Here is a 26,015-nt window from a genome sequence, read left to right as displayed (position 1 = left end):
GTCCATCTCCTCGCAAATATCTGACATTGCAACAAAGACTGGAAAAGGCGATGGTGCGTGCTGCGGTGCAGCGCGTGCCCTTTTTGAGGCGTCTGTTGCTGTTCCGCCTCCCAGTCGCTGATGCGACCCGGCTCTCGTTTGCCTTTTCGGGCGGGCGAGAGAACTATTGTGCATGAAGGCCGTCTCCATGAACGCCCACCAATCGCTCGCCGTCGGACAGCCGATTGCGCCGCCAGAAGCGATGTCACCTGCCGCGGCTGAACCGGACATGATGGTCCGCTTCGTAGGCATCTCGAAGACCTATCCGGCCTATCGCGGCAAGCCCGGCATCAATGCGCTGCAGGACATCGACTTCGCGATTCCCCGTGGTTCCATCACCGGCGTGATCGGCCGTTCCGGCGCCGGCAAGTCGAGCCTGGTGCGGCTGATCAACGGGCTGGAGAAGCCGACCACGGGCCGCGTGATCGTGGACAACAGCGATATTTCGGCGCTGGCGGGCCGCGAGCTGCGCCTCGCGCAACGCTCGATCGGCATGATCTTCCAGCACTTCAACCTGCTGTCGTCGCGCACCGCGGCCGACAACATCGCGCTGCCGCTCGAGATCGCCGGCTGGACCAGGGCCGACATCAAGGCCCGCGTCGCCGAGCTGCTCGCGCTCGTCGGCATCGCCGACAAGCACGACCGCTATCCCTCGGAACTCTCCGGCGGCCAGAAGCAGCGTGTCGGCATTGCCCGTGCGCTGGCGACGCGGCCGAGCGTGCTCTTGTCGGACGAGGCGACCTCGGCGCTCGATCCGCAGACCACGCGCGCGATCCTCGATCTGCTCGCCAGCATCAACCGCGAGCTCGGCGTCACCATCGTGCTGATCACCCACGAAATGTCCGTGGTGCGCCAGCTTGCCAGGGAAGTGGTGGTGCTTGATGCCGGCCGCGTCGTCGAGAGCGGCCATGTCGCCGACATCTTCACGCACCCGAAACATCCGATCACGCAGTCCTTCCTTGCGGAAGTCATCGGCGACAGCCTGCCGGTCTCGCTGGCGAGCCGGATCGTGGCAGAGCCGCCTGTCGGCGGGCAGGCCGTGATCCGCGTCCAGGTGCGCGGGGCAGGGGCCGGCGACACCGTGGTGGCACGGCTCGCCCGCGAGCTCGGCCTCGACGTGGCGCTGCTGTCGGCCCGCATCGACGAGATCGGCGGCCAGCATGTCGGCTCGCTCGTTCTGGGCATACCCGGCCGCGAGGATGCGCAGGCGCGGGTTATGGCCTGGCTCTCTCAATACCAATTCCCGGCGGAGCATCTCGGCTATGTCGCCTGAACTCATCAACCTGATCATCCAGGCCACGGGCGAGAGCCTGTACATGGTCGGCATCGCCGCGCTGCTCGGCACCGTCTTCGGCCTGCCGCTCGGCGTCTTCCTCGCAACCAGCCGGAAGGGCGAGCTGTTCGCGGCTCCGCTCGTCAACCGCGTGCTGGGCGCCATCGTCAATGCGACGCGCTCGACGCCCTTCATCATCCTGGTGGTCGCCATCATCCCGTTCACCCGGTTTGTCGCGGGCACCTCGATCGGCTCGACCGCGGCGATCGTGCCGCTGACGATCGCATCGGCGCCGTTCATCGCCCGCCTGGTCGAAGCGGCCATTCGCGAGGTCGACGGCGGCCTGATCGAGACCGCATCCTCGTTCGGCGCATCGCCCTTGCAGATCGTGCTCAAGGTGCTGATCCCCGAAGCGCTGCCCGGCCTGCTGCTGGCGCTGACGCTCGCGGTGGTCAGCCTGCTCGGCTATTCCGCCATGGTCGGCGCGGTCGGCGGCGGCGGCCTTGGCGACCTCGGCATCCGCTACGGCTATCAGCGTTTCATGCCGGAGATGATGCTGGCCGTCGTGGTCGTGCTGATCGCCTTGGTGCAGCTCGTGCAAAGCGCGGGCGATTATCTGGCGCGGCGGGTCAATCGCCGGCTGCGGCATCGCTGAACCAATTGGCCTGGCGCGCCACGGCAACGTGTTCGATCCCACGAGGCGGGTGCCGTCGCGCGAGCGCGACGCAGCGGCGGTAGGGACGAGCTTGACGCGGTGGAGGTAAAGCTCTGCCGGATGGAACGACGCTGCCCGGCGCTCTTGCACGCCCGGCATTGATCGAAATCAACGCAAAATTGTGCGCATCTCACGATACTCGTTTTCGCGAGGCGCACTCGGCGCGCCCTTCGGGGAGGCACACATGGCACGAATTGCGGCCTATTTCACGACCACCGATGAAGGTCACGACGTTTATCACAATCAGGATGATTGCCCGACCGGCTCGAAGATTTTCACGGAGAACAGGAGCAGCGATGACATCGGCAGCCGGTCGCTCTGTGCGCAATGCGCCAAGCACGGTTACGGCCACTATGAGACCTGGCTCTCCGAACAGGAGGCACAGGGCGAAGCGGCGTTCAAGAAGGAGGCCGAAGCGCTGCAGAAGCTCAGCGACAAACGCGACGCTGCCCGCAAGCGGGAGGATGCCTATCAGTCTTTGAACACGCAGTTTGAAGAGATCGCAAACGAGCGCAAGGCTCTGGAAAGCAACAAGAACCGCACCGCGGAGGAGAGTGAAAAGCTCGCGTCGCTCAAGGTCCAGTATAACGATCTCTATCGGACGCTCCAGTCGATGGCTGCGCAGCACAAGACCGACAGCGACGATCTCGTGCGTCTCGAGGGTGGCAAGAAAGACAAAAGCGGCAAGCTGGACGAAGGTCAGATCAAGAGGCACAAGAAGGCGTTGGACGGGCTCGAGAGCAACAAGGCGCGCTACGGGGAGGCTGCGGCCAGACTGGCGGCGGCCCACGCGGCCGCCGTTGCGGGACGGAGTGACCCCGAGAAGGTGGAGCTGATTGCCGACGTCGTCATGAACGAAGCCAGGGGAGAGGACCCCTACATCAAGAAGTGCCTCGCCTACGCCTACCTCAATTTGACAAAGGGAGACCTGCGGCCTCCACGAGGAGCCGAGATCAGCAATTTCACGCGGAGCGAGAAGCGGTTCGATGATCCCGACGAAGGCGATCAGGTCAAGTACATCAGGAGCGTGGCCGACAGCCTGGAGGCCGTTCGCGCGCGTCTGGATGAACCGAAGAGCGATCCGACCCACGGTGCCAACCACTGGGCCAGCCCGAAGAACTTGAGCAAGAAGAGGCGTGCCGAGTACGAGAGCAAGAGCGGCGAATATGAGTGGCTCAATCGCGCCGTCAAGATTCCGATGAAAGACATTCCGGACGAGACTTTCACGTTCTGGAAGACCGACGATTGAGAGAACGCCACCGATTCCCGAGCGAGCCGCCGACCAGCGCTTGTCGTGTTGAAGCCGGAGCCTGGGTCATGCTGCCACGAGGCTGGCGGAGCAGGGCGCCGACGCACCAGACGGCGCTGGATCCGCGCCGGATCATCCCGCCACCAGTATAGCCACGCACTTCGCGTGCGCGGGCGGCTTGCGTGTCACTGGTGCTCGCGCCTCGTCGGCTGACCATGCTCGTTCAGAATGATTCCAAATCTGCGCGCCTCTCGCCGCGGCTGAGTGCATTCGCCGCATGTGCTGCGCACAGGTCTGGAGAAGTTCTAACCCGGTTCCTATCGCGCTCCGAAATTGCCTGCGTTAGGTCGGGGCATCAAGAACGATACCGGCGAAGCCGGCAGTGCGTGGGGCCTCGAAAGACGTGAGCGACTTACAATTTTCTTCGCGTGGCGACACGCGTCGTCGACAGATTCGGGTGTTCTTCCTCGGGGCGGTCAGCACATTCTCTCTCGTCATTCCCTTCGCTTCCGTGGAGGCCCAGACGCAAATTCCTGCGGTCACCGTCGAGGCGCCGGCGCAGCGCACTCGTCCAGCGGCGACTGCGTCGTCGCGGCGGGCTGCAGCGACGCGAACCGCACGCGCCAATCGCCGCTCGCCGGCGCAACAGGCTGCGCCAACCCAGTCGGCATCATCGAATGGCGCCACAGGCGAACGCGCCAATGGTCCAGTGCGCGGGTTCGTCGCGACGCGAAGCGGCACCGCGACCAAGACCGATACGCCCTTGATCGAAACGCCGCAGTCGGTCTCGGTGATCACGACCGACCAGGTCAGGAACCAGGGCGCGGTCTCGATCGGCGAGGCGCTGCGCTACACCGCCGGCGTCAGCGGCGACGTCAATGGCGGCTCGGACACCCGCTTCGGCGGCCTCCAGATCCGCGGCTTCGACATGACCATGCCGGGCCTCTATGTCGACGGTCTGCGCATTCCCTCCAGCAATTACGTGCATTTCAACGGCCTCGACCCCTACGGCGCCGAGCGCATCGAGGTGCTGAAGGGACCATCATCGGCCATGTATGGCGGCAGCGGCACCGGCGGCCTGCTCAACTACGTGACGAAGCTGCCGACCGCGCAGCAGTTCGGCGAGGTCTCGATCTCCGGCGGCAGCTTCAACCGTTATCAGGGCCAGTTCGACATGGGCGGCCCCGCCAACAAGGAAGGCACCGTGCTGTGGCGCCTGACCGGCGTCGTCCGCGACGGCGAGACCCAGGTCGACTTCACCAAGGACAATCGTGTCTTCATCGCGCCGGCCGTCACCTTCAAGCCGAATGAAGACACCACGCTCACGATCCTCGCCAATTATCAGCGCGACCGGGCGGGGTGGGGCCTCCAGTTCTTGCCGGCCTCGGGCACGGTCTGGCCGAACAATGGCCGCACCATCCCGGTTTCTTTCTTCGCGGGCGTCCCGAGCTTCGATGCGTTCAACACGGAGCTTGCGACCGCCGGCTACCAGTTCTCTCACAACTTCACCGATAACATCACGTTCCGGCAGAACCTGCGTTATGCCTACCAGCACAACGAGGAGAAGGTCTTCTACGGCGCCGGCTACACCAACGAAGCCGCCGGCGACTATGCCCGCGTCGGCAGCTACAGCAATTCGTACATCAACTCGTTTGCGGTGGACAATCAGCTGCAGGGCAAGTTCGCGACCGGCTTCCTGCAGCACACGGTGCTCGCCGGTATCGATTATCGCAACACCAGTTTCCGCGACACCGCCTTCGGCGTGACGACCTCGTCTCCCACGGTCAACGTCTTCAACCCCGTGTACAGCTACGACTACGCCGTGGACACCACGCCGAGCGACAAGACCGGCGTCAAGCAATCGCAGACCGGCCTTTACCTGCAGGATCAGATCAAGCTCGGACGGCTGTCCTTCCAGCTCGGCGGCCGCCAGGACTTCGTGACAACGCAGGTCGACAACGGCATCGCCAACAATTCGATCTCGAAGGATGCATCGGCCTTCACCGGCCGCGCTGCCGTGATGTACAATTTCGACAGCGGCATCGCGCCTTACGTGAGCTACTCGGAATCGTTCCTGCCGGTGCTCGCGACGGCCAGCGGCCAGCTGCTGAATCCTGAAACCGGCGTGCAGTACGAGGTCGGCGTCAAGTACCAGCCGCTCGGCTGGAACGCGCTGTTCACCTTCGCGGGCTTCGACCTGACGCGCGACAACGTCGTCGTCTATGCGCCGCCGACCTATACGGCCTCGCAGCTCGGCCAGGTCAAGTCGCGCGGCATCGAGCTCGAGGGCACGATGTCGCTCGCCGACGGCTGGAACCTGCGCGCCGCCTACGCCTATGTCGATGCCGAGCTGTCGCGGGATCCGGTCAATCTCGGCAAGGCGCCGACGACGGTGCCGCTCAACCGCGCTTCGCTGTGGAGCGACTACACGCTGCAGAGCGGCCAGCTCGCCGGGCTGCAATTCGGCGGCGGCATCCGCTATGTCGGCGCGACCTGGGGCGATGACGCCAACACTTTCAAGGTGCCGTCCGCAACCGTGCTGGATGCGCTGCTCGCCTATAGCAGGGACAATTGGCGGCTGTCGCTGAACGTGACCAATCTGACCGACCTGCGCTATGTCGCCGCGTGCTACGGCGCTGCCTCGGGTTGCTTCTACGCCGAGGGACGCAAGGCCATCGGCAAGCTGACCTATCGCTGGTGAGATCGACGTAACGACGGTCCGGCCCCGGGAGCCGGACCTTTGAAGTGAGACTTGAGCGATGAGAGCGATATTCGGCAGGCTGCATCGCTGGGCGGGACTGCTCACGGCCGGATTCCTGTTCTTCTCCGGCATAACAGGCGCGATCATCTCCTGGGATCACGAGCTCGACGACGTCCTGAACAGTCGTCTGTTCGACGTCTCGACCAAGGGGCCAGCCATTCCCTCGATCGAACTCGCCAGGATGATCGAGCAGCGCGATCCCCATGCGCGCGTCGTCTATCTCTTCATGACGCCGGAGCAGGGTCACTCGCTATGGTTCTTCGTGATGCCGCGGATCGATCCGGCGACCGGCAAGCGCTATCCGCTCGACTACAATCAGGTCTTCCTCGATCCCAACACCGGCGTTGAGCTCGGCCGCCGCTACTGGGGCGCGGTCTGGCCGGTGACGCGGGAGAATTTCGTCTCCTTCCTCTACAAGCTGCACTACACCATGCACATTCCCGAATTCTGGGGCAGCGACCGCTGGGGCATGCGCGTGCTCGGCGTGATCGCCATCATCTGGACCATCGACTGCTTCGTCGGCTTTTACCTCACGCTGCCGTCGCGCCGCCGCGCCAAGGCGGCGCGGGCGCCAGCCGTCGCGCGCCAGCTCGAACGCGGCTTCTGGGCGCGCTGGGCGCCGGCCTGGACCATCAAGACCTCGGGCAGCGCCTACCGGATCAATTTCGACATCCATCGCGCCTTCAGCCTGTGGACCTGGGGCGTGCTGTTCGTCATCGCCTTCACGGCGTTCTCGCTGAACCTCTATTTCGAGGTGTTCTCGCCGCTGATGAAGATGGTGTCGAACTACACGCCGACGCCGTATGAGCAGCGGCCTTATCGCGATCTCGACGATCCCATCGAGCCCAAGATGACGTTCGCCGAGATCGCCGAGCGCGCCGCCGCCGACGGCAAGGCGCGCGGCTGGACCGTTCCGGTCGGCTCGATCAATTACGGCCCGGCCCATGGCGTCTATGCCGCCGCCTTCTTCCACCCCGGCGACGACCACGGCGCGGGCGGCGTCGGCCCGGCGCAGCTCTATTACGACAGCGAGGACGGCCGCCCCATCGGCGAGCGGTTGCCCTGGGTCGGCACCGCCGCCGATATCTTCGTCCAGGCGCAATTCCCGCTGCATTCGGGCCGCATCGTCGGCCTGTTCGGCCGCATCCTGATCTCGATCATGGGGCTCGTGGTGGCCGCGCTCTCGGTCACCGGCGTCGTGATCTGGTGGCGCAAGCGCCGTGCCCGGGTGCGCGTGCGCGAGACCGCGGCGCTGCGCCTGAGCCGGCAGCTCACGCCGGCGGAGTAGGGCCGGCGCACCGGACCTTGCTGATGAACCTCGCCGCAAGGTAAGGGCACAAAGAAGGGAGGTTGCTCCCCGATTCCGGAAATCTGATGAAATCGCTTGCCTTGCTCTGCCTGCTCGTTTTGGCGACGCCCGTCCATGCCGCCACGCCCGAACAGTCCTATCTCGACCTGCGCGATCGCTACATCGCCAAGTTCTCGAAGGCCAAGGAGAGCGAGGAGATCTACAAGCAGCATGATGCCGCCCTGAAGGAGCTGGCAGGCGTGTTGCGCGGCCTGGTCGGACCGGTCGCGATCAAGGGGCTTCCCGCCGAAGGCAAGTCGAACGCTGACACGCTCTTCAAGGGCGATTCGGGCTTCGGCCATCTCGACGGGCTCGGTTTCGCCTCGGTGGGCGACAAGAGGCAGGCCGTGGTGACCACCACGGGACTGCTCAAGCACTGGCTGCGCGAGCATCGCGAGGACGGCATGCCGCAGGAGATCGGCGCGGCCTTCAAGTCCGACCGCTTCTATTATCAGGCGATCCAGGACTCCGCCTTCGCCAAATATGCCGAGCTGCCGATCGCCAAGCCCGCCTCCGCGAGCACTGTCGCTGCCGTGCTGGGGGTGCGCGGCAATGGCGACCTGAAGGGAGCGCCGCACGAGATCGACGTCGTCGCGATCCAGGGCGACAAGGTCTTCTTCCTCGCCGACACCGATGCCGTGAAGACGGCAGAGATCCCGGCCTGCGAGAAGGTCTGGAAGCAGATGATGGCGAAGAAAGTGCCAGAGGATGCCATGGCCAAAGAAGACCAGGCGATGGACGCCTACACCAAGTGCTTCGCCAAGGAAGCACCGAACCAGGGCTGGTACCCAGCGGTCGTGAAGAAGGCGCAGAGCCAGCTGGAGCTGCTGCTATCGCGATAGCGCGACCCCGGCGCTGTTTTCTCCGCGCCAGCGTGGAGCCACTACACGGACAATTCGACCGACCTGCCGGCCGCGTCGATCAGATGCACGCGGTCGATGTCGGCACCCGGCAGCAACGATCTGATCTGGTCTTCCGGCATCAGGCTGAACGCCGTCGACAATGCGTCCGCGGCGGTCGCGCAGCGGGACACGGTCGTCACGCTGCGATAGCGCTGCGCGCAGAGGCCTGATCGCGGATCGAACAGGTGGTTGAAGCGCGCCGCGGGATCGAACTGGCAGCCGTAGCCGCCCGAGGTGGACACGGCGCGGTCGATGATCGGCAGCACCGCCTTCGTGCGGCCTACAAGGTCGGGATCGGCGATGCCGACATCCCAGGGACGTCCGTCCGGACGCGACCCGATCGCGCGGGCCTCGCCCATGTCGACCAGGCTGTGAGAGATGCCATGCGCCCGCAGCAGCTCGACCACCTTGTCCGTGACGTAGCCTTGCGCGATGCCGTTCAGGGTGACCGCCATGCCCTTGGGCATCACGATCCGGTCGCGGCTGATCGACAGCCGGCTGCTGCCGACACGCGCGCGCGCGGCCTCGATCGCGGCGGCCGCAGGGCCGGCCGGATCTGCGTCATCGCGCGCGAAATGGCCGGCATAGAGCTGCCACAGCGGCTGCACGGTGACGTCGAACAGGCCGCCCGTCAGCGTGGAATAGCGCTGCGAGGCCGAGAGCAGGTCGACCATCTCGACGGCGGGATCAAGCAGGATACCGGTCCGGTTCAGCGCGACCAGGGCGGAATCGTCGAGGTAAAGACTGAACAGCCGCTCGAGCCGCCGCGCCTCGGCGCAGGCCAGCGCGATCAGCCGCTCCGCCCGGCTGCGATCTTCGTCGTGGATCTCCATCGTCGCGACCGCGCCCAGCATCGTGCCACGCCAGGTCGCCGGCGCGATCTCGGCACGAACGGGATAACCTGGAGACAACACGCCAAGGCCAGCTGCCGCCGCGCTGATCCGGATGAAGCGTCGGCGCGTCAGGGTTCGCGTCATGGCGTCCTCCTTCCTCGTTCGCCCGGCGGGCTTTCCGCCTCGTCCGCCGCCACGGCAGCGCCGGCGTTCGCCGACGACAAGACGTAGTCCCGGGGCACCTCGTTGAAGCCGACGATCCTGCCGCCGTTCTGCGCGGCGAACTTCTCCGCCGCCGCCCGGTCCGAGAACGGAACGGCCTCGTCGCCGCCCATGCCGCTCTTGACCCGGCTTTCGATCACGAACAACGCCTTGCGCGCCTCGATCCAGTTGTCGGCGCCGGGCTTGTCCCAGTCGGGCGCCTTGCCCATGTCGGAGACGTAGATCGCCTGGATGTCCTTGGGCTCGTCCGGGAGCATGGTGAAGGCGATGGTGTCACGCACCGAGGAGAACCACACCGGCTCCATCAGGCTCGCGGCGAAGATGTGGCCCTTCGGTCCCGGATGCTCCAGCACGTTCATGCCGCAGTAGTGACCGATGTCTTCGGCGGTCATCCGGTGCGGCGGCGGGATCTTCGCGGCCTGCTTCTCGTTGCAGCCCGCAAGCGCGAGCGGCACGAGCAGGGCGAGCAGGAACGTTCGGCGCCTCATAGCTCCCTCCGCGAGAAGGCGAGCGCGGCGAGCCCCAGCGGCAGCAGCGTCCAGCCGAGCAGGGCGGTCAGCAGGACCGGGATGGTCAGGGACGAGGTTTGGGCAAGGCCAGCCATGCCGGCGAAGGTGCTGACATTGGCAAAGCCGGTCAAATTGATCAGCCGATAGGCGTCGGTCGGGTTCGCCAGCAGCATGGCGTTGAGCGCGGCGGCCGAGATGCTGCGTCCCTGATCGAGCGCAAGCACGCCCAGCAGCGCCATGTCGTAGATCAGCACCAGCAACAGCCACAAGCCGATGCAGATGCCGGCGGCCGTTCCGCGGTCGCGCACGAGCGCGCTGACCAGATAGCCGATCGCGACGAACGCGGCGCCGAGCAGCACCGAGGAGCCCACCATCGCCGCGAAGGCCAGGAAACTATCGCTATCGATCTGGCTGCCCGTCGCGGCCAGCGCACCGACCGCCGCGCCGTAGCCGAGGCAGGTCGCAAAGGCGAGGACGGCGAGATGGCCCAGGAATTTGCCGAGCAGCACCTGCCATCGCGCCACCGGATAGCTCAGCAGCAACAGCATCGTCCCGCGTTCCATCTCGCCGACGATGGCGTCATGGGAGATCAGAAGCGCAATCAGCGGAACGAGGAAGATCGTCAGGCTCGACAGGCTGACGACGACCACGTCCAGCGCGCGGACGCCGACATTGCCGGTCGGCGCACTGCCGAGAAAGGTCAGCGACAGTGCCAGCCCGGCGAGCAGGAGCGTCGCGGCGAGCACCCAGCGATTGCGGATGGCCTGGTGGATTTCCTTGGCGGCGATGATCAGGATGTTCATGGCGCCTGCTCCGATTGCCGGAGGAAATGAGCATAGAGCTCGTCGAGGGTCGGCGGAACGACGTCGACGTCCTCGACCGCATTGCCGGCGGCCGTGGCGCGGTGCAGCAGCTCGATCTTCCGCTCCGGCGCGGCATCGATCTCGACGATATGACCGTTCAGGCGGCGGCAGGTCGCGTCTGCGGGAGCCCAGGGCGGCATCTCGCTCGGCGCGAGGCCAGCCACTTTGAGGCGGATCCTGGTGGGCAGCCGGGCGAGACGACGCAGCTCGTCGATCGACCCGTCCGCGACCTTGATGCCGCGATTCATGATGATGACCCGGCCGGCGCGCTCCTCGAGCTCGGTCAGCGCATGCGACGACAGCAGCACGGTCGTGCCCGCAGCGGCGAGCCGTGCGATGATGTCGTAGAAGGTCTGGCGTAATTCCGGATCGAGCCCGGTGGTGGGCTCGTCCAGCAGCAGCACGCGCGGTGCGCCAAGCAGCGCCTGGGCAAGGCCGAGGCGCTGACGCATGCCCTTGGAATAGGTGCTCACCCGGCGGCGGCTGGCGGCGCCCAGCCCGACGGCGTCGAGCAGATCGAGGGCCTTGGCGACAGGCTCCCGCTTCAGCCTGGCGTAGAAGGCCTGGGTCTCGCGGCCGGTGAGGGCAGGGTCGAAGGAGACGTTTTCGGGGAGGTAGCCGAGCTGTCGTCGCCCCGCGAACTCGCCGGCGGCAGGATTGTCGCCGAGAACCTCGATGGCGCCGCTGGTCGGCCGGATCAATCCCAGCATGAGCTTCATCAGCGTGGTCTTGCCGGCCCCGTTGTGGCCGATCAAGGCGACCAGCTCGCCCTGGCCAAGCGCGAATGACGCGCCGCGCACGGCCTCGACGCGGCCATAGGTCTTGGTGACGTCGCTGACGCGTACCGTGCTGGTCATCGCGTCTCCTTCGGCGCAGGAATGCGCGGCGGCGACACCAGCGGATGGCTGTCGACCACACCGCCCGGCAGCAGCGCCGGAAACTGCGCCTGCGCCCAGCGGATCACCTGGACAGCTGGGCTATTGATCAGGACCTTCGCGGCGGGTGCCGTCCACAACACGCGGTCGATGAGGTCGTTCGGCCGGTACGCCGTGTCGGCGATGCCGTCTCCGTTCAGGTCGAATGCCGGATTGTCGCTCCAGTAGTTGCCGCGGCCGCCGGTCGACCAGTCGAGGTGGCGGGTGCCGACATATTTCACCTGGTTGGCGTTGCTGACGAAGGCGTTGCCGGTGATCTCGTTGCCTTCGGAGCCGGCCGTGAAGTGCACGCCGATGGCGCAGCGCTCGAACCAGTTGTTGCGGAACTTGTTGTGATTGGTGTTGTAGATGAACACGCATTTCTCCGGGCCGCTCTTGAGCGTGCTCTCCCGTTTCGCCTGCGGGAGCATGCCTCGCTCGTCGTCGGGACTGTCTTGCGTGCCCTGTATCGTCGAGCTCAGGGGGCCGCCGATTACCCGGTTGTCCTCGATCTGGGCATAGTTCGCGTAGTTGAAGAGGAATCCATAGTCGCGGTCGTGGTCGGAGGAATTGCCGCGGATCACCAGGCGGTTCGAATACATGATGGCATATCCGACATGGTTGCCGACCGAGACGTTGCCGCTGATTTCGCTGTCGTTGGTGTACATGTAGTGGACCGCGAAGCGGACCTGCTCGAAGCGGTTGTCGACGAAGCGGTCCTTGCTGCTGGAGATCGAGAAGATGCCGTCGCGGCCGTAGCGGAACATGTTGTTGGCGATGGTGACGTCGGGCGCGTTCCACAGCGAGACGCCGTTGCCGGCCTCACTGAGACGGACCCCGTGCAGGCCCTCGATCTCGTTGCGGACGACGCGGGAGCCCCTGGCGCCGTGCACATAGACGCCGAACAAATTGCCCACCAGGCGGTTGCCCTCGACCGTCGCGCGTTCGGCCGTCTTCTGCAGGAAGATTCCGGAATTCATGGCCTGAAGATCGCGGCCGGAGGCCCGGATCGTCAGGCCACGAACGGTGACGTCGGGCGCGGTGACAGTGATGACGTTGCCGGAGCCGTCTCCATCAAGCACCGCCTCGCGGCTCCCGATGAGTTGCAGGGGACGGTCGATCCGGATCGAGCCGTGATATTCGCCGGGCGCGAGCGCGATGACGTCGCCGGCGCGCGCACCGTCCAGCATGGCTTGCAGCGACTGGCCGGGCGCAGCCGTCAACGTCGCCGCATGGGCGAAGCCGGACAATCCGGCGGCGACGAGCGCCGCCGGACACATGCGTAACGGTAGACCCATGAGGTCGCTCCGATCAGACCGGCTTCAAGCCGGCATCAAACTGACTTGGGCTCGACGAACATCCGGCCTTTCATCTCCATGTGCATGGCGTGGCAGAACCAGGAGCAATAGTACCAATAGACGCCCGGCTTGTCGGCCTTGAACGAGACGGAGGCGGTGGCCATCGGTGCCACTTCCATCTGGATGCCGTAGTTCACGATGCAGAAGCCGTGCGTGAGATCCTCGACTGCGTCGATGTTCGTCACGAAGACGGTCACTTCGTCGCCTTGCTTGACCTGGAACTGTTCGAGGCCGAACGCCGGCGCGGTGGACGTCATGTAGACGCGCACCTTGATGCCGTCGCGAATGATCTTCGAGTCCGCTTCCAGATTGATGCCGTCCGCCTTGGCCTGCTTGACCGCATCCGCAAACATCGGATCCGCGCGGTCCCAGATCGAGATCGGATTGATCTTGGAGCGGTGGACGATGGTCGCGTCGTGCGGCTCGGCGAAGCTCGGGCCGTCATGCACCAGCTTCATCTGGTCGCCCGAAATGTCGATCAGCTGATCGTTCTCCGGCTTGAGCGGCCCGACGTTCAGGAAGCGATCCTTCGAGAACTTGTTCAGCGAGATCAGCCATTTTCCGTCGGCCTCCTTGGTCTGGCCCATCGAGGTATGGTTGTGGCCCGGCTGATAGTGCACGTCGAGCTTCTGGATGATGGGATTGACCTTCTCGCCCTTGAAGGCCCGCTTGGCGAGGTCGATGTTCCACTTGCAGACCTGGCTGTCGAGGAACAGCGTGGTGTAGGCGTTGCCCTTGCCGTCGTAGGCGGTATGCAACGGCCCGAGGCCAAGCTCGGGCTCTGCGACGACGACGTCGCGCGGCTTGATCTTGTCGTCGAACAGCTGGTCGAACAGGCGCACGTCCATCACGGTCACGGTCGGCGAGAGCTTTCCGGCCGCCACGATGTGGATGCCGTCGGGGGCCGTGTTCATGCCGTGCGGATTGTTCGAGACCGGCACGTAGCGGGTGTAGGCCGAGCCCTTGCGGCCGTCGATGACCGGCACGCCGTTCATTTCCTTGAAGTCGCCCTTCTTCACGGCCTCTTCGATCCGCTTGATGTTGAAGATGACGACCCAGTCCTGCTCGCTGGCGGTCATCTCCGCGAGCGTGACCCCTTCCTCGCCGTTGTAGCAGGTCGCGAAAGCGTATTTGCCCTGGTAGTCGGCATCGACATTGTCGAGGTTGCCGCTGACGATCACCTGCCAGGCCACCTTCATCGTGTCGCCGTCGACCGCGCTCAGGATCGAACGATATTGCTTGGGATCGTCGAGGACTTTGCCGTCGTTGGGCAGGGGCACGCCATCCTCGCCGTTGGCGAACACGTAACCGGTGCGCGGATATTTCTGCACCCGCAGACCATGGACGGTATGCTGGTTCGGCAGTTCGACGATCTTGTCGCATTTCATGACGTCGAGCCGCACCCGCGCGACGCGGCTGTTGGCCTTGTCGTTCATGAAGGCGTAGCGTCCGTCGTAGGTGCCGTCCGTGAACGAAATATGGGGATGGTGGAGGTCACCGTTCGTGTAGGTGCCGCCGCGGGTCTTCAGGAATTCGCGGGTCGCGGGCTGCAGTCCCTCGGTCAGAACCTTGAGGCTTTCATTGGTCTGGCCCCAGCCGGTCGCGCTGCAGCGGTTGAACACCGGAACACGCATCAATTCGCGCATCGAAGGAAGGCCGACGATGCGCATCTCGCCGGACTGGCCGCTCGAGAAGAACACGTAATATTCGTCGAGCTCGCCGGGGGCGACCTCGGTCTTCAGCACGGCCGACCGGGCAGGAGGGGCCTTCGGTGCAGCCGCCTTGGTCTGTGCATCCGCAGACGAGACGAAGCCCCCGTCCTTCAGCGCCACGCCGCCGGCAAGGCCGACGCCCGCCGCGACCGCCGTCGTTCCCAACACTGTTCGACGGCTGACGCCCTTGGCCTGTTCGTTCTCGCTCATGATTGCCTCCTCGGCTTTCGGTTCAGTTAGGTGGTGGAGAGACAGTGGGTGACACGCCAACAGGCTTGCCGCCGGCGGTGATGACCGTTGCGGGACCCTTGCCGCCTGAGCGCATCGTGGGGGACGACATCGCCGCGAACTTCTCGCGCTTGAGCCGCACCTGGATCATGTGCGGGCAGCGGTGATCGTCGTGATAGAGTTCCTGGCAATGCATGCAGTAGATGCACTCATTGACGTTGATGTGACCCTCGGGATGGATCGACTGCACCGGGCATTCCTTGGCGCAGCGTTGGCAGGGTGATCCGCATTCCTGCCAGCGGCGGAGCCATTCGAAGGTCCGCATGCGGCCGGGAATTGCCAGCGCCGCGCCGAGCGGGCAGAGGTAGCGGCAGAAGAAGCGCTCGATGAAGAGGCCGATGACGAGCAGGGCGACGGCATAGGCGACGAACGGCCAGCTCCGCGAAAACTTCAGGATGATCGCAGTCTTGAACGGCTCGACCTCGGCGAACCGCTCGGCCATGTCGACCGAGTAGAGCGACAGGCCGAACAGTCCGAGGAAGATGATGTATTTGATCGGCCAGAGCCGCTCGTGCAGTCCCCACGGCACCGTTATCTGCGGCACCTTCAGCCATTTCGCCGCCGTGTTGGTGAGCTCCTGGAGTGCGCCGAAGGGACACAGCCAGCCGCAGAATGGGCCGCGGCCCCAGAACAGAAGCCCGCCCGCCGTTGCGGCCCACAGAATGAAGATCAGGGGCGCTGCCAGGAAGAACTCCCAGCGGAATCCCGTCACCAGCGCATTGATGAAGGTGACGACGTTGACGACGGAGAGCTGCGCGTTGGCGTACCAGCCGAGCCAGACCAGAACGAAGGCGAGATAGCCTCGTCGTACCCAGGTGTACAGCACCGGGCGGCGCACGAGCAGGTTCTGAAAGAAGAAGATGCCGGTGAGGGCGGCCAGCATGAACGCGGTGATGCCGATCGAGACCGTGCTCGACCGCCAGATCCGCATCCAAAGCGGCTCGTCTACCTCAGCAGGCGGTGTGATCGCCGCCTTTGCCTGCGAGGGTGAAGGCGCCGCGCTCTCCGGCACAGTCAGGGCGCGCTGCTCGCGACGAATGTAGCCGTCGGGCAGGGTGTAGTTGAGATCGAAAGTCAGGAATGCCTTGTCGCGGCCGCCGAGGCTCCGCTGCACCAACAGCTGAACCTGCCAGGGCAGCGTCGGATCCAGAGTGAACTCAGGCGGGGTGACGAACAGGCCGATTTCCCTGAACTCGGGCGCGCCGACCGCGTCCAATGCTCCAAGGCGCGTATGATTGCGATCGCGGAAGCGGGTGCTGTTGCCCTCCTGCAGGATCTCGATGCGATCGAAGATGCCGCCGCGGACATAGGCCGATCCCTTGAAGGAGTAGGGGCCGTTGCCGGCGACGATGATCGCCTGCTGCCCCGGCTTCAGGCCGTCCTTCAGCCGCCGATAGCCGTCGTCGCCGAGCAGGCTGCGGCCGATCGTGGGCGCGCTCACGAGCGCGACATAGAGGTCGACGAAGGTGTCGTCGGCCTCACCCGGTTCGGGGTACTGGGTCGCCGTTGCGCTGCCGGATTTTGCAAAGGCGTCGTTGATGTCGCCGACGCTGAGATGAAGCCGGCGTATCGAACCGTCGCCGACGAGACTCTCCCAGTCGCGGACTTCACTGTGTTCGAGATCGAGCGTCTTGATGACGGGGGGCAGGGCTGCCGCAACCGCTGCGCCGCCGACGGCGCCAACGCGACCGCTTCGGATCAGCTTGGACGCGGCGCGGACGATACTGTCGCCCATCACCAGCACGGTGACGGTTGCGCCGCTCACGATGTCGACCTGCGGCGGCTTCTCGGCACCACTTGCGACAGGCTTCATGTCCTTCCCGATCAGGCCATTCACGGCGGCGACGATGCGGGCTTCCGGAATGCCGACCAGCACGATCGGCTCCTTGTGATCGACGAGCTTGATGCCGGTGATGACGCCCTTCGGATCGATCCCGGCCAGCAGGTGGATCGGTTTGCCGGAGTAGCCGACCGAATTGGCCAAATCGGAGTTGAGGAAGACAAAGCCCTGGAGCTGGTCACCGCGGTACACCGGCACGATGGGCGGATCGCCTTGCGGCGGGCCGAAACGATCCGCTCCCGGGAAAAAGTCCGCAGGTGTGATCTTCGGCAGGTATGTCGGTAGATCGCCGGCGGCGCATGCGGGCGAAATATAAGTCAGACACAGCAGTAGCACACCTGCGAGCGCAAGCGCTGCACGTCGTGCGAAGGCGGTGTCGTCATCCGGACGCTTCAACATGTCGATTCAAATGCAATCTGCGCGACCAACCGGGCCGCGCGCGCCTTGATATCTTCGTCGATGATTTGTCGCCGCTGACGTGCAACACTCATCGCGTACGACTGCCTCTGTCAACCCCGTGGGCGAGATTTGTGTTCGCGAGGAACCGGACCGGAAGTCTGCATGTGGAGTCCTTGCTATGCCATTTCTACGCACGTCATTGCTCAGTGCCGAGCCCGCCGGTGTATTGGAGTCGCTCGACGAGCTCTTTGCGCTAGCGCATGCAATGGAGCAGGAAGCAGCCGACAAGTACGAGTCTCTGGCCGAAGATATGCGCGGGCAGGGCAATGATGATCTGGCGGAGGTGTTCGCGCGACTCGCGGACGCCGAGCGCGAGCACGCGGACAGTGTGACGCAGTGGTCGCAATCGCGCCGCGGCAAGCGTCCGGATCCCGCCATGGTGCGCTGGGAAGCGCCCGAAACACTCGCCCCTGAAGCTGCGGCCGAGGTGAAAACGTCACGATTGATGACGCCCTACCGCGCGCTCGCCATGGCAGTCCGCAACGAGGAGCGTGCTTTCGCCTTCTGGTCCTATCTGGCAGCCTTCTCGCATGATCCCGAGGTCAAGAAGGCGTCCGAAGCGATGGCCAGGGAGGAACTTGGCCACGTGGCGGCGCTACGGAAGGAGAGGCGGCGCGCTTATCATCGCGAGCACGACCTGGTCAGTGCGGAAGTGTCGTCAGCGCCTGGGTCGTCGCATGTCGATGCACAGCGGCTCGAGCTGCGCCTCGTTGCCCAGCTCGACGACATGGAACCGCGTCTGAACGGGCCAACCGCGGCCCGAATCCGGGATTTGCGCCAGCAATCGATCGAGATGGCCGCCGCCGCCGCCGGCTTCGGCAGCTTTCCCGCATCCATCGAACGCAAGGGCCCATTGGAGATCGCCGAAGCGCTCGTCGACGGCTACCTCGACGGTGCCGAGCGGTCGAACGACTCGGCCCGTCTCGAAAGCCTGCAGCGGCTTGCCGAACGCGCGATCTCGCGTCTGGCCTGGCTACGCTCGCTTGCGGCCGAGTGACGCGCTTACGGCAACCATCAGAACTTGCAATCTTATCCATTGGGAAAGCGGCCATGCATCCGATTCATCGTGAAACGCATCTCATTGAGCGTATCGGCTGGCTGCGTGCTGCCGTGCTGGGTGCGAATGACGGCATCATTTCGACTGCCAGTCTGGTTGTAGGCGTCGCTGCGGCTGCCAATTCCTCCGGCGAAGTACTGGTGGCAGGGGTCGCAGGGCTTGTCGCCGGAGCGATGTCGATGGCCGCCGGCGAATATGTCTCGGTCAGCTCTCAGGCCGATACCGAACAGGCGGATCTGGCCCGAGAGCGCAAGGAACTCGCCGATACACCCGAGTCCGAGCTAGACGAACTGACAAAAATCTATGTTGATCGCGGTGTCGAGGTCGCTTTGGCCCGGCAAGTTGCTGAGCAATTGACAGCGAAGGATGCATTCGCTGCGCATGCAAGAGATGAGCTGGGGCTGTCGGCCCATGTAGTCGCCCGACCGGTGCAGGCTGCATTGACCTCTGCTCTGACGTTTTCGGTCGGCGCAGCGTTGCCGATCGGCATCGTGCTGCTTGCCCCCTCAGGTTCAACATCCCTGATCGTGTCTGGAGGCTCCCTATTTTGCCTGGCGTTGCTCGGGGCTCTCAGCGCTCGCATTGGGGGCGCAGGCATTGTGAAGCCAACGCTACGAGTCACGTTTTGGGGGGCCATCGCGATGGCCGCCAGCGCCGGCATCGGCGCGCTCGTAGGGCACGCAGTCTAGTCGCGATTCCTAATTCGCTACTTGCGGTGCTGCAGTTCGCCGACGATGGCATCGCACTCGAGAGTAGTTCGCACCCTGTGTTGTACCTGAAAGTTATCCCCTCGCTGTCCCCAACGATCGTCAAGAAGGGGGTCTTCGGCAAAATCGGGCAGTGGGGATTCGGAGTGAACACCTCGCTTCCTGTAGCGTTCGATCGCAAGCCAGGCGCGTCTCTTCACCTAACCCTACGCGCTTGCCGGTCACCGAATGATCACGGGGACACAGCGGGCGACATCAAGGACCGAGCGGATGCTGGCGGCCAGGAGAATAAAGCGACACTTCTCGTTAGTCCGATGAGCTACAGCTCAATTTTGGGTAGGACGCAGATGCGACGGCGGGCAACCGACATGACGGGCGAAAGCGACGCTGAAACCGCTTGCCGACTGATAGCCGCAGGCGAAGGCTATCTCCGAAATCGAGACCCCTTGGCTGATCATTTCTTTGGCCAGCGCCATCCGCCATTTGAGAAGGTATTGCATTGGCGGTAGGCCGACGACCTCGCAGAAGCGCTGTGCGAAGACCGATCGGGATGCGCCGGCGGCCTTCGCCAACGTGGCGACCGACCAGTCCCGGGACGGATCCTGGTGTAAGGCTTCCAGGCATGCAGCGATCTGCGGATCGGCAAGACCGGCCAGCAGGCCGGGGTTCACGTTCGCCTGCGCCTCGCCCTGGTAGCGCATGACCTCGATCAAAAGGATTTCCAGCAGACGTTCGATGACCAGGGCGGAGCCCGGTCGACCCTCCCACGCTTCCGTGCCGAGCATCTTCAGGAGCGACGCCACGCGTGTTGCGCCCGATGTCGCAAAACCGATCTCGACCACGGTGGGGAGTATGTCCTTCAACAGTCCCAAATGCGTGCGGTCGAACGAGAAGCGGCCTCCCAGCAGCTTCAATGTGGGAGCCGTGCTCGATGGATCGGTGACGATCGACCGTGCCGACGGGTTGGATTGAGGAGGCTGGAACCTGATCGGCTTGGTCTCCTCGCTGTCCCCCATCATCCATTCTTCAGGCGCCGTCATCATCAGGAAGTCGCCGGTGACCATCGTGCGCGTCGGTCGGCCAGGAAGCTGAAGCCTGGCGTTTCCCTCGGTGACCAGAACGAAAATCGTGTCCTGGAGCGAGGGATAGCGAATGGCCCATGGGCCTCGCGTGTCGAGCTGCTTCCAGAGCAGCGCGCGCGGTTTGAGGAGCCGGACGACCTGGGTCAGGGGATCGGAAATAGGACGATCTCGAAAGAATTGCGGACGCCTCGATATAGAGCATCCTGAAAGCCGTCGCTAGGGTCTCGCTCAGGATGACCCTAGAAGAGTAGGTCGATGAAGAGCCTTGCTGACGGCTTCGAGGCGCAATGGATCGACGTCCATGCGCATTTCATGGTCCCGCAGACCGAAGAGGAGCTCAAGCGAAGTGCCACCGCGCGCTGCGAGCGATGCTTCCTGGCTCCCGAGCTTTACCAGTGGACTGCGGAAGCCGCGATCGCACACATGGATGGCACCGGTATCGCCATGCAGATGCTGAGCAACATCCCGAAGTCTCTGAAGGCCCTTCAGCTGTCGAACGAACATGGCGCATCGATCGTTGCTCGCTATCCGTCCCGCTTCGGACTTCTGCTTGCCCTCCCCACGGACAATCCGGACGCTTGTCTTGCGGAGATCGATCGCACGGAGAAGCTGAAGGCGGACGGCTTCGCCGTAACTTGCCGTTACAATGACGTGTACCTGAGCGACATCAGGCTCGAACCGGTTTGGCAAACACTGCAGCGGCGGCAGGCGACAGTTTTCGTGCACCCGGACGCCTACGGCGAGCCGTCAATGGGACGTCCGACGGCTCTGCTGGAAGTGGCGTTCGAGACCACGCGAACGGTGATCGACATGCTGTATGCCGGCATCTTCCGTCGCTATCCGAAAATCAAATTCGTCATCGCTCATTGCGGCGCCGCCCTGCCGGCGCTGGCGGGACGTCTTTTGCTGTTGGGCACGGAAAGCTGGGTCCCCAACCCGCAAGGCATCACCAAAGCCGAGATGAAGGCGCAATTGGCGGCGCTCTATCTCGACACAGCAGCGACGGGATCGGCGAACAGCCTGGCGCCCGCCCTTGCGATGACGACGGCCGATCACCTCGTCTACGGCTCCGACTGCGGCGTGCTGTGTTCGAGCGAGGCCACCATGCAGGAAAATATTCGGTCTCTGAGAGCATTCCCGGGTTTGACGAAGCTGGAGATCGACGAGATCGGCCGCGCCGGGGTGAAACTGTTTCCGTCGATTGCAGCGCGGGTTCAGCCGGTCTGTGAGGCGGTGGAATAAGCCGAGTGTGCCGCTTTGATCCAATCCCCTTCTGATCCGGAACATGGCTGACATGAGCCTGAAAGCTCCCAGCCACGAGGAATTCGAGCACCTGGCGTCCGAGCTCGGCTTCTCGCTGCGCGCGGCGGAGCGCGACACGTTTCACAGCATGCTCTCCGGCAATCTCGAGCTCATGAAATTGTTCGATGTCGAAGTGACGGACGTCGTGCAGCCCCCGCGATATCCCCGATCGGCAGGCTACAGACCAGATCACGGCGAAGATCCGCATCATGCCTGGTACGTCAAATCGGAGGTAAGGGGCGCAGCAGAAGGGCCGCTCTCTGGCCGTACCGTTGCGTTGAAGGACAATATCTGCCTGGCCGGCGTTCCCATGATGAATGGCTCGTCGACGCTCGAAGGTTACGTGCCCGATTGCGACGCCACGGTAGTGACGCGGATCCTCGAAGCCGGCGGCACCATTCTCGGCAAGGCCAATTGCGAATTTTTCTGCTTTTCGGCGGGCAGTCACACCAATGCGACTGGCCCGACGCACAATCCGCACCGGCGCGGATATAGCGCCGGAGGCTCGTCATCGGGATGCGCTGCCGCAGTCGCGGCAGGCGAAGCCGACCTCGCCATCGGCTGCGACCAGGGTGGATCGATCCGCGCACCGGCATCTTTCTGCGGCATCGTCGGCATGAAGCCGACGCACGGTCTCGTGCCTTATACGGGCATCATGCCGATCGAGCCGACGCTCGATCATGCCGGCCCGATGACGCGCACCGTCGCCGACAACGCGCTGCTGCTGCAGACGCTTGCGGGTCCGGACGGCCTCGATCCGAGACAATGCACGGGCGCGTCGGGCGACTACCTTGCCGCCCTGTCTGCCGGCGTCGCCGGCATGAAGATCGCGCTCGTTCGGGAGGGGTTCGGCCTGCCTGTCTCGGAGCGCGACGTCGATGCCGCAGTGCTTGCGGCGAGCGACGTCTTCAAGCGGCTCGGCGCCGCCGTCGAAGAGATATCCATCCCGATGCATGCGACCGGCCGGACGATCTGGCGCGCGATAGCCGGTGAGGGCGGCACGAATACCCTGATGAAGGGAAACGCGTTCGGCACCGGCTGGCGCGGGCTGTACGTGACGAGCCTGCTCCAGGCCCACTCGCATTGGCGCGAACGCGCCGACGAACTGCCGCCGTCGCTGAAGCTGTCGATGCTGACCGGGCATTATCTTTCGAAGCGCTACGGCGGGCTCTACTACGCGCGAGCGCAAAATCTGAATCGCAGCTTGCGTGCAGCCTATGACGAGGTGCTCTCGGGTTACGACCTCCTGTTGATGCCGACGACACCGATGAAGGCTGGCCCGATGCCTGCGGCTGATGCGCCTCTATCGGAATTGATCCGGTTGTCGGGGGTGCCGCTCGCCAACACGATGCAATTCAATTGCTCCGGCCATCCCGCCATGTCGATTCCCTGCGGCGAAAGCGATGGCCTGCCGATCGGCATGATGCTGGTCGGAAAGCACTCTGGAGAATCATCGATCTATCGCGCAGCCGCGGCCTTCGAGGCCCGTCGCTGAGCGTTCCAGGCAAACGGTTCGGGGCTTTTGAAAGAGGGGGATATTCACCATGGCGTCAACCAACATCGCACGGCGGTCCGCCTTTGCCAGCCTGATCGGGACATGCATCGAACTCTATGATTTCTACATCTATGCGACTGCGGCGGCGATCGCATTTAACACTCTGTTCTTTCCGACCTACGATCCGGTTGTGGGTACACTGCTGTCGTTCGCGACCTTCGCCATTGGCGCCATCATGCGCCCTTTGGGCGGAATGGTCTGCGGCCATTTCGGCGATCGCATCGGGCGGAAGTCGATGCTCGTCTTCACGCTGATGACGATGGGCGTCTCGACCTTCTTGATCGGTTTGCTGCCGACCTACGGACAAGTGGGAATTCTGGCCCCCATCATGCTGGTGATCCTTCGTACCGTTCAGGGATTTGCCTTTGGCGGGGAGTGGGGTGGCGCGGTGCTGATGTCCGTGGAGCATGCACCTGCCGCCCGAAAAGGCTTCTACGGCTCGTTCACGCAGATGGGCTCGCCCATCGCCTTGTTCTTGTCCACCGGGACCTTTTCGCTCCTGTCGACACTTCCTCAGGATAGTTTCCTGAGCTGGGGCTGGCGGATCCCATTTCTCGCCAGCGCGCTTCTCGTGATCGTCGGCATGATCATGCGAATCGGATTGGTCGAGTCGCCCGAGTTCGCCGCTCTTGCCAAAAACAACGAGCTCTCGAAGCAGCCGGTCACCGAGGTTTTCCGTCAGAATTGGCGGGCCATCCTGATCGGAACCGGGGTTGTCCTGAGCACCGTGGTCGCATTCTACGTGCAGACGCTGTTCGTCGTATCCTATGCGGTGCAATCGGTCGGAATTCCGCGACAGACAGTGCTTAATGCCGTGCTGGTCGGATCGGCCTTTACGCTGTTTATCATTCCAATTTTTGCCCTGCTGTCGGATCGCTTCGGACGCAAACCGATCGCTCTGTTCGGCGCTCTGATGACTGTTGGTGGCGCTTTCCCGTTCTTTGCTTTGGTCCGCTTCGGCACTTTCGAGGGCGTTACGGCGGCAGTTTGCATGGCCTTGTTTGGTACGAGTGCGCTCTATGCCGTGCTTCCGGCCTACGTCTCGGAATTGTTCAACCCGCGGGTCAGATATAGTGGAATATCGATCAGCTACAATTTCGCCTCCGGATTGATCGGAGGTTTCAGCCCTGCAATCAGCGCTGCTCTGTTTGCATGGGCCGGCGCAACGTGGCCGATCGCGCTCTATCTCATGGGCATCGGCTGTATCAGCGCATTGTCGCTCTGGGGCGCTCGACATTTCGTCGCGCAAGCCACCGAAGACGAGCCCGATTTGGCGCTGGCGAGTCAGGTGCGCCCATGAACCGGCGTGAATTGTTGGCTGCGGCTGCTGGAGGTTGCCTTCTTCCACTGTCCACCCGAGCTGACGCGACGGTGATGCGTCACGTGCCCGCTACCCCGCCGAACTGGAGAACGATCGCGATGGAAGCCGATGCCCCTCAGCCGGATGTGAACCTGTCGAACTGGAGGCAATCGCCTCAAAATCATCGCGCGTTCCATCACCTCCCGTCCGAAATCGCAACAGCACGCGTCCGCTCCGGTAGCAACGTAGCCCGGTTTCCGAGCTCATCGGAGTCCATCGAGGCGTTTTCGCTCCGGTTACCCAATGGCTCGTCCATGGGCCTCGAGCCGTTTCTGGCGGCGACGTCGACCGACGCCATGATCGTGCTGCACGACGGGCGGCTTGTTTACGAGGCTTATCGCAACGGCATGGAGCCCAACTCGCACCACATCGCGATGTCCGCGACCAAGGCTGTCATAGGGCTGTTGACGGAGATTCTGGCGGCGGATGGAGCAATCAAGCTCGATAGGCCCATCACCGCCTGTGTGCCAGAGGTCGCCAACTCGCCCTACGCAGCGGCGCGCGCGAGGGACTTGCTCGACATGCGCGTCGCTGTTCTTTTCGACGCGACGCAGGAGAAGAGCTACGCACGATCGGTCGGATGGGAGCCGCCCGGCGATCCCAAGACAGATATCCGGAGCTTTCTCTCCCGGCTCAGTGGCCCGGCTTGGCCATGCGGGGGCGGCTTTACCTACCATTCCGCAAACACCGATCTGCTTGGATGGGTCATCGAGAGAGCAACCTCCGCGAAGGTGCAAGACCTGCTGTCCGAGAAATTATGGGCTCCGATAGCGAGCGATGATGCCGAGCTCACCCTGGATTGGGACGGCTTTGCCCGCAGCGCAGGCGGGCTCTGTGCAACGGCCCGCGACCTGGCGCGGCTCGGGCAGGTGGTTTGCCTCGACGGTTCCTCCGGCAGCGCGCAGATCTTCCCGAACCACATCGTGCACGGTCTTGCGACCGGCGGTGATCGCAAGGCGTGGAGCTCCGGTCAGTGGGGTGAATCGTTCGCTCCCATCAGCCGAAGCATGAGCTATCGCAGCGGATGGTATACGGTCGACACCGATCCGGAAATATTGTTCGCGATGGGCATCCACGGTCAGAATCTGTTCGTTGATCGCAAGAACAAGATCGTCATGGCCAAATTCTCATCCTGGCCGCAACCCGTCGATGGTCGAACGATGTGGCTGACGCATGCCGGGTTTGACGAGGTGCGCAGGTGCCTGCGATCGAGCTGATGACGCCTCGGCACTAACCTTGCCTCATGCGGCCGGGAGTAGGGTGGTGATCGACCTCCACGGCAGGCTCGAACTGGTCCGTTGCCCTAGCGTGTACGGCCGCCGTGCGCCGCGTTGACTTCCAGGTTGAGCTGACCCGCCTCAACGCGGCTTGGGCGGACCTGGACGCCACCGCCTTGCCGAATGGCGACGCCGAGATCCAGCATCGGACGTCTCGAGCTTCGAGGTTCCTGTTTGTCCGTCCTGTTCTGGCACCATGAAACCCTGCAGTCGTGCTCTCTAGCGGGAGTCGGAATAGGGCTCACCAGACTCGACGACCGCGACTTCCATGATCGTGCTGGTCTTATGTGGAGGACCATCAGGCAAAGGGTCAATACCCGATTCGCATAAGGAATATTATGGAATATATTTATATACAATCAGATCAAATATTTAGGCGACACTCCTATC

The 26,015-nt window shown here is 63.9% G+C and carries 20 protein-coding genes; 12 read left to right on the top strand and 8 right to left on the bottom strand.

Translation table 11 applies throughout. The annotated features are described in order from the left end of the window. Window positions 1-172: 172 nt before the first annotated feature. The 6 genes from UNPF46_RS13855 to UNPF46_RS13830 all read left to right on the top strand — a co-directional run bounded on the left by UNPF46_RS13855 (window position 173) and on the right by UNPF46_RS13830 (window position 8,227). Window positions 173-1,312, top strand: coding sequence for a methionine ABC transporter ATP-binding protein (locus UNPF46_RS13855; protein ID WP_181769920.1), 1,140 nt, complete (start codon window positions 173-175; stop codon window positions 1,310-1,312). Further along, window positions 1,302-1,967 carry a methionine ABC transporter permease gene (locus UNPF46_RS13850; RefSeq protein WP_100177446.1) on the top strand — a complete coding sequence of 222 codons (666 nt, stop codon included), beginning with the start codon at window positions 1,302-1,304 and terminating at the stop codon, window positions 1,965-1,967. Before UNPF46_RS13855 ends, UNPF46_RS13850 begins: the two co-directional genes overlap by 11 nt. Before the next feature lie 181 nt (window positions 1,968-2,148). Continuing rightward, window positions 2,149-3,276 carry a hypothetical protein gene (locus tag UNPF46_RS13845; protein ID WP_142250379.1) on the top strand — a complete coding sequence of 376 codons (1,128 nt, stop codon included), beginning with the start codon at window positions 2,149-2,151 and terminating at the stop codon, window positions 3,274-3,276. Between the two features lie 709 nt (window positions 3,277-3,985). Further along, a complete protein-coding gene (locus UNPF46_RS13840) occupies window positions 3,986-5,977 on the top strand; it encodes a TonB-dependent siderophore receptor (RefSeq protein WP_181769919.1) in 1,992 nt (663 codons plus the stop codon). A 58-nt stretch (window positions 5,978-6,035) separates the two neighbouring features. After that, complete coding sequence (gene fsrB, locus UNPF46_RS13835) at window positions 6,036-7,325, top strand: siderophore utilization protein FsrB (RefSeq protein WP_142250377.1); 1,290 nt, start codon at window positions 6,036-6,038, stop codon at window positions 7,323-7,325. Between the two features lie 86 nt (window positions 7,326-7,411). After that, window positions 7,412-8,227 (top strand): hypothetical protein, encoded by an 816-nt coding sequence (locus UNPF46_RS13830; RefSeq protein WP_142250376.1) that lies wholly within the window; start codon window positions 7,412-7,414, stop codon window positions 8,225-8,227. A 41-nt stretch (window positions 8,228-8,268) separates the two neighbouring features. Here UNPF46_RS13830 and UNPF46_RS13825 read toward each other — a convergent pair whose 3' ends face one another. The 7 genes from UNPF46_RS13825 to UNPF46_RS13795 are packed head-to-tail and all read right to left on the bottom strand — an operon-like array spanning window position 8,269 to window position 17,225. Beyond that, complete coding sequence (locus UNPF46_RS13825) at window positions 8,269-9,264, bottom strand: FAD:protein FMN transferase (protein WP_142250375.1); 996 nt, start codon at window positions 9,262-9,264, stop codon at window positions 8,269-8,271. After that, window positions 9,261-9,830 (bottom strand): nitrous oxide reductase accessory protein NosL, encoded by a 570-nt coding sequence (locus tag UNPF46_RS13820; RefSeq protein ID WP_142250374.1) that lies wholly within the window; start codon window positions 9,828-9,830, stop codon window positions 9,261-9,263. The genes UNPF46_RS13825 and UNPF46_RS13820 overlap by 4 nt, the downstream gene beginning before the upstream one ends. After that, complete coding sequence (locus tag UNPF46_RS13815; RefSeq protein ID WP_142250373.1) at window positions 9,827-10,654, bottom strand: ABC transporter permease subunit; 828 nt, start codon at window positions 10,652-10,654, stop codon at window positions 9,827-9,829. Before UNPF46_RS13815 ends, UNPF46_RS13820 begins: the two co-directional genes overlap by 4 nt. Continuing rightward, complete coding sequence (locus UNPF46_RS13810; protein WP_142250372.1) at window positions 10,651-11,571, bottom strand: ABC transporter ATP-binding protein; 921 nt, start codon at window positions 11,569-11,571, stop codon at window positions 10,651-10,653. The genes UNPF46_RS13815 and UNPF46_RS13810 overlap by 4 nt, the downstream gene beginning before the upstream one ends. Continuing rightward, a complete protein-coding gene (locus UNPF46_RS13805; RefSeq protein WP_142250371.1) occupies window positions 11,568-12,926 on the bottom strand; it encodes a nitrous oxide reductase family maturation protein NosD in 1,359 nt (452 codons plus the stop codon). The genes UNPF46_RS13810 and UNPF46_RS13805 overlap by 4 nt, the downstream gene beginning before the upstream one ends. Window positions 12,927-12,961: 35 nt before the next feature. Then, a complete protein-coding gene (nosZ, locus tag UNPF46_RS13800) occupies window positions 12,962-14,908 on the bottom strand; it encodes a TAT-dependent nitrous-oxide reductase (RefSeq protein WP_142250370.1) in 1,947 nt (648 codons plus the stop codon). Window positions 14,909-14,930: 22 nt separating this feature from the next. Next, window positions 14,931-17,225 carry a NosR/NirI family protein gene (locus tag UNPF46_RS13795; protein WP_142250369.1) on the bottom strand — a complete coding sequence of 765 codons (2,295 nt, stop codon included), beginning with the start codon at window positions 17,223-17,225 and terminating at the stop codon, window positions 14,931-14,933. Between the two features lie 178 nt (window positions 17,226-17,403). Here UNPF46_RS13795 and UNPF46_RS13790 point away from each other — a divergent pair, with 178 nt between their 5' ends. Both UNPF46_RS13790 and UNPF46_RS13785 read left to right on the top strand, forming a co-directional pair. Further along, window positions 17,404-18,282 carry a ferritin-like domain-containing protein gene (locus UNPF46_RS13790; protein ID WP_142250368.1) on the top strand — a complete coding sequence of 293 codons (879 nt, stop codon included), beginning with the start codon at window positions 17,404-17,406 and terminating at the stop codon, window positions 18,280-18,282. A 53-nt stretch (window positions 18,283-18,335) separates the two neighbouring features. After that, window positions 18,336-19,031, top strand: a complete 696-nt coding sequence (locus UNPF46_RS13785; RefSeq protein ID WP_100177433.1) for a VIT1/CCC1 transporter family protein — start codon at window positions 18,336-18,338, stop codon at window positions 19,029-19,031. Between the two features lie 344 nt (window positions 19,032-19,375). On the opposite strand, the gene UNPF46_RS13780 is transcribed toward UNPF46_RS13785, so the two are convergent. After that, entirely contained in the window at window positions 19,376-20,278 is a 903-nt protein-coding gene (locus UNPF46_RS13780; protein WP_283811666.1) for an AraC family transcriptional regulator, read from the bottom strand. 108 nt (window positions 20,279-20,386) lie between these two features. Here UNPF46_RS13780 and UNPF46_RS13775 point away from each other — a divergent pair, with 108 nt between their 5' ends. From UNPF46_RS13775 to UNPF46_RS13760, 4 genes are all read left to right on the top strand, one after another. Further along, window positions 20,387-21,373, top strand: a complete 987-nt coding sequence (locus tag UNPF46_RS13775; RefSeq protein ID WP_142250366.1) for an amidohydrolase family protein — start codon at window positions 20,387-20,389, stop codon at window positions 21,371-21,373. Between the two features lie 52 nt (window positions 21,374-21,425). After that, window positions 21,426-22,928, top strand: coding sequence for an amidase (locus tag UNPF46_RS13770; RefSeq protein ID WP_142250422.1), 1,503 nt, complete (start codon window positions 21,426-21,428; stop codon window positions 22,926-22,928). 49 nt (window positions 22,929-22,977) lie between these two features. Then, window positions 22,978-24,288 (top strand): MFS transporter, encoded by a 1,311-nt coding sequence (locus tag UNPF46_RS13765; RefSeq protein WP_142250365.1) that lies wholly within the window; start codon window positions 22,978-22,980, stop codon window positions 24,286-24,288. Between the two features lie 119 nt (window positions 24,289-24,407). Then, window positions 24,408-25,565: a serine hydrolase domain-containing protein gene (locus UNPF46_RS13760; protein WP_246668646.1), complete on the top strand. Its 1,158-nt coding sequence runs from the start codon at window positions 24,408-24,410 to the stop codon at window positions 25,563-25,565. Window positions 25,566-26,015: the final 450 nt, after the last annotated feature.

The organism is Bradyrhizobium sp. UNPF46 (genome assembly GCF_006658625.1).
Classification (GTDB): domain Bacteria; phylum Pseudomonadota; class Alphaproteobacteria; order Rhizobiales; family Xanthobacteraceae; genus Bradyrhizobium; species Bradyrhizobium nitroreducens.
The sequence above is the reverse complement of the archived record's forward strand: the minus strand, read 5'-3'. Positions and strand labels throughout refer to the sequence as shown.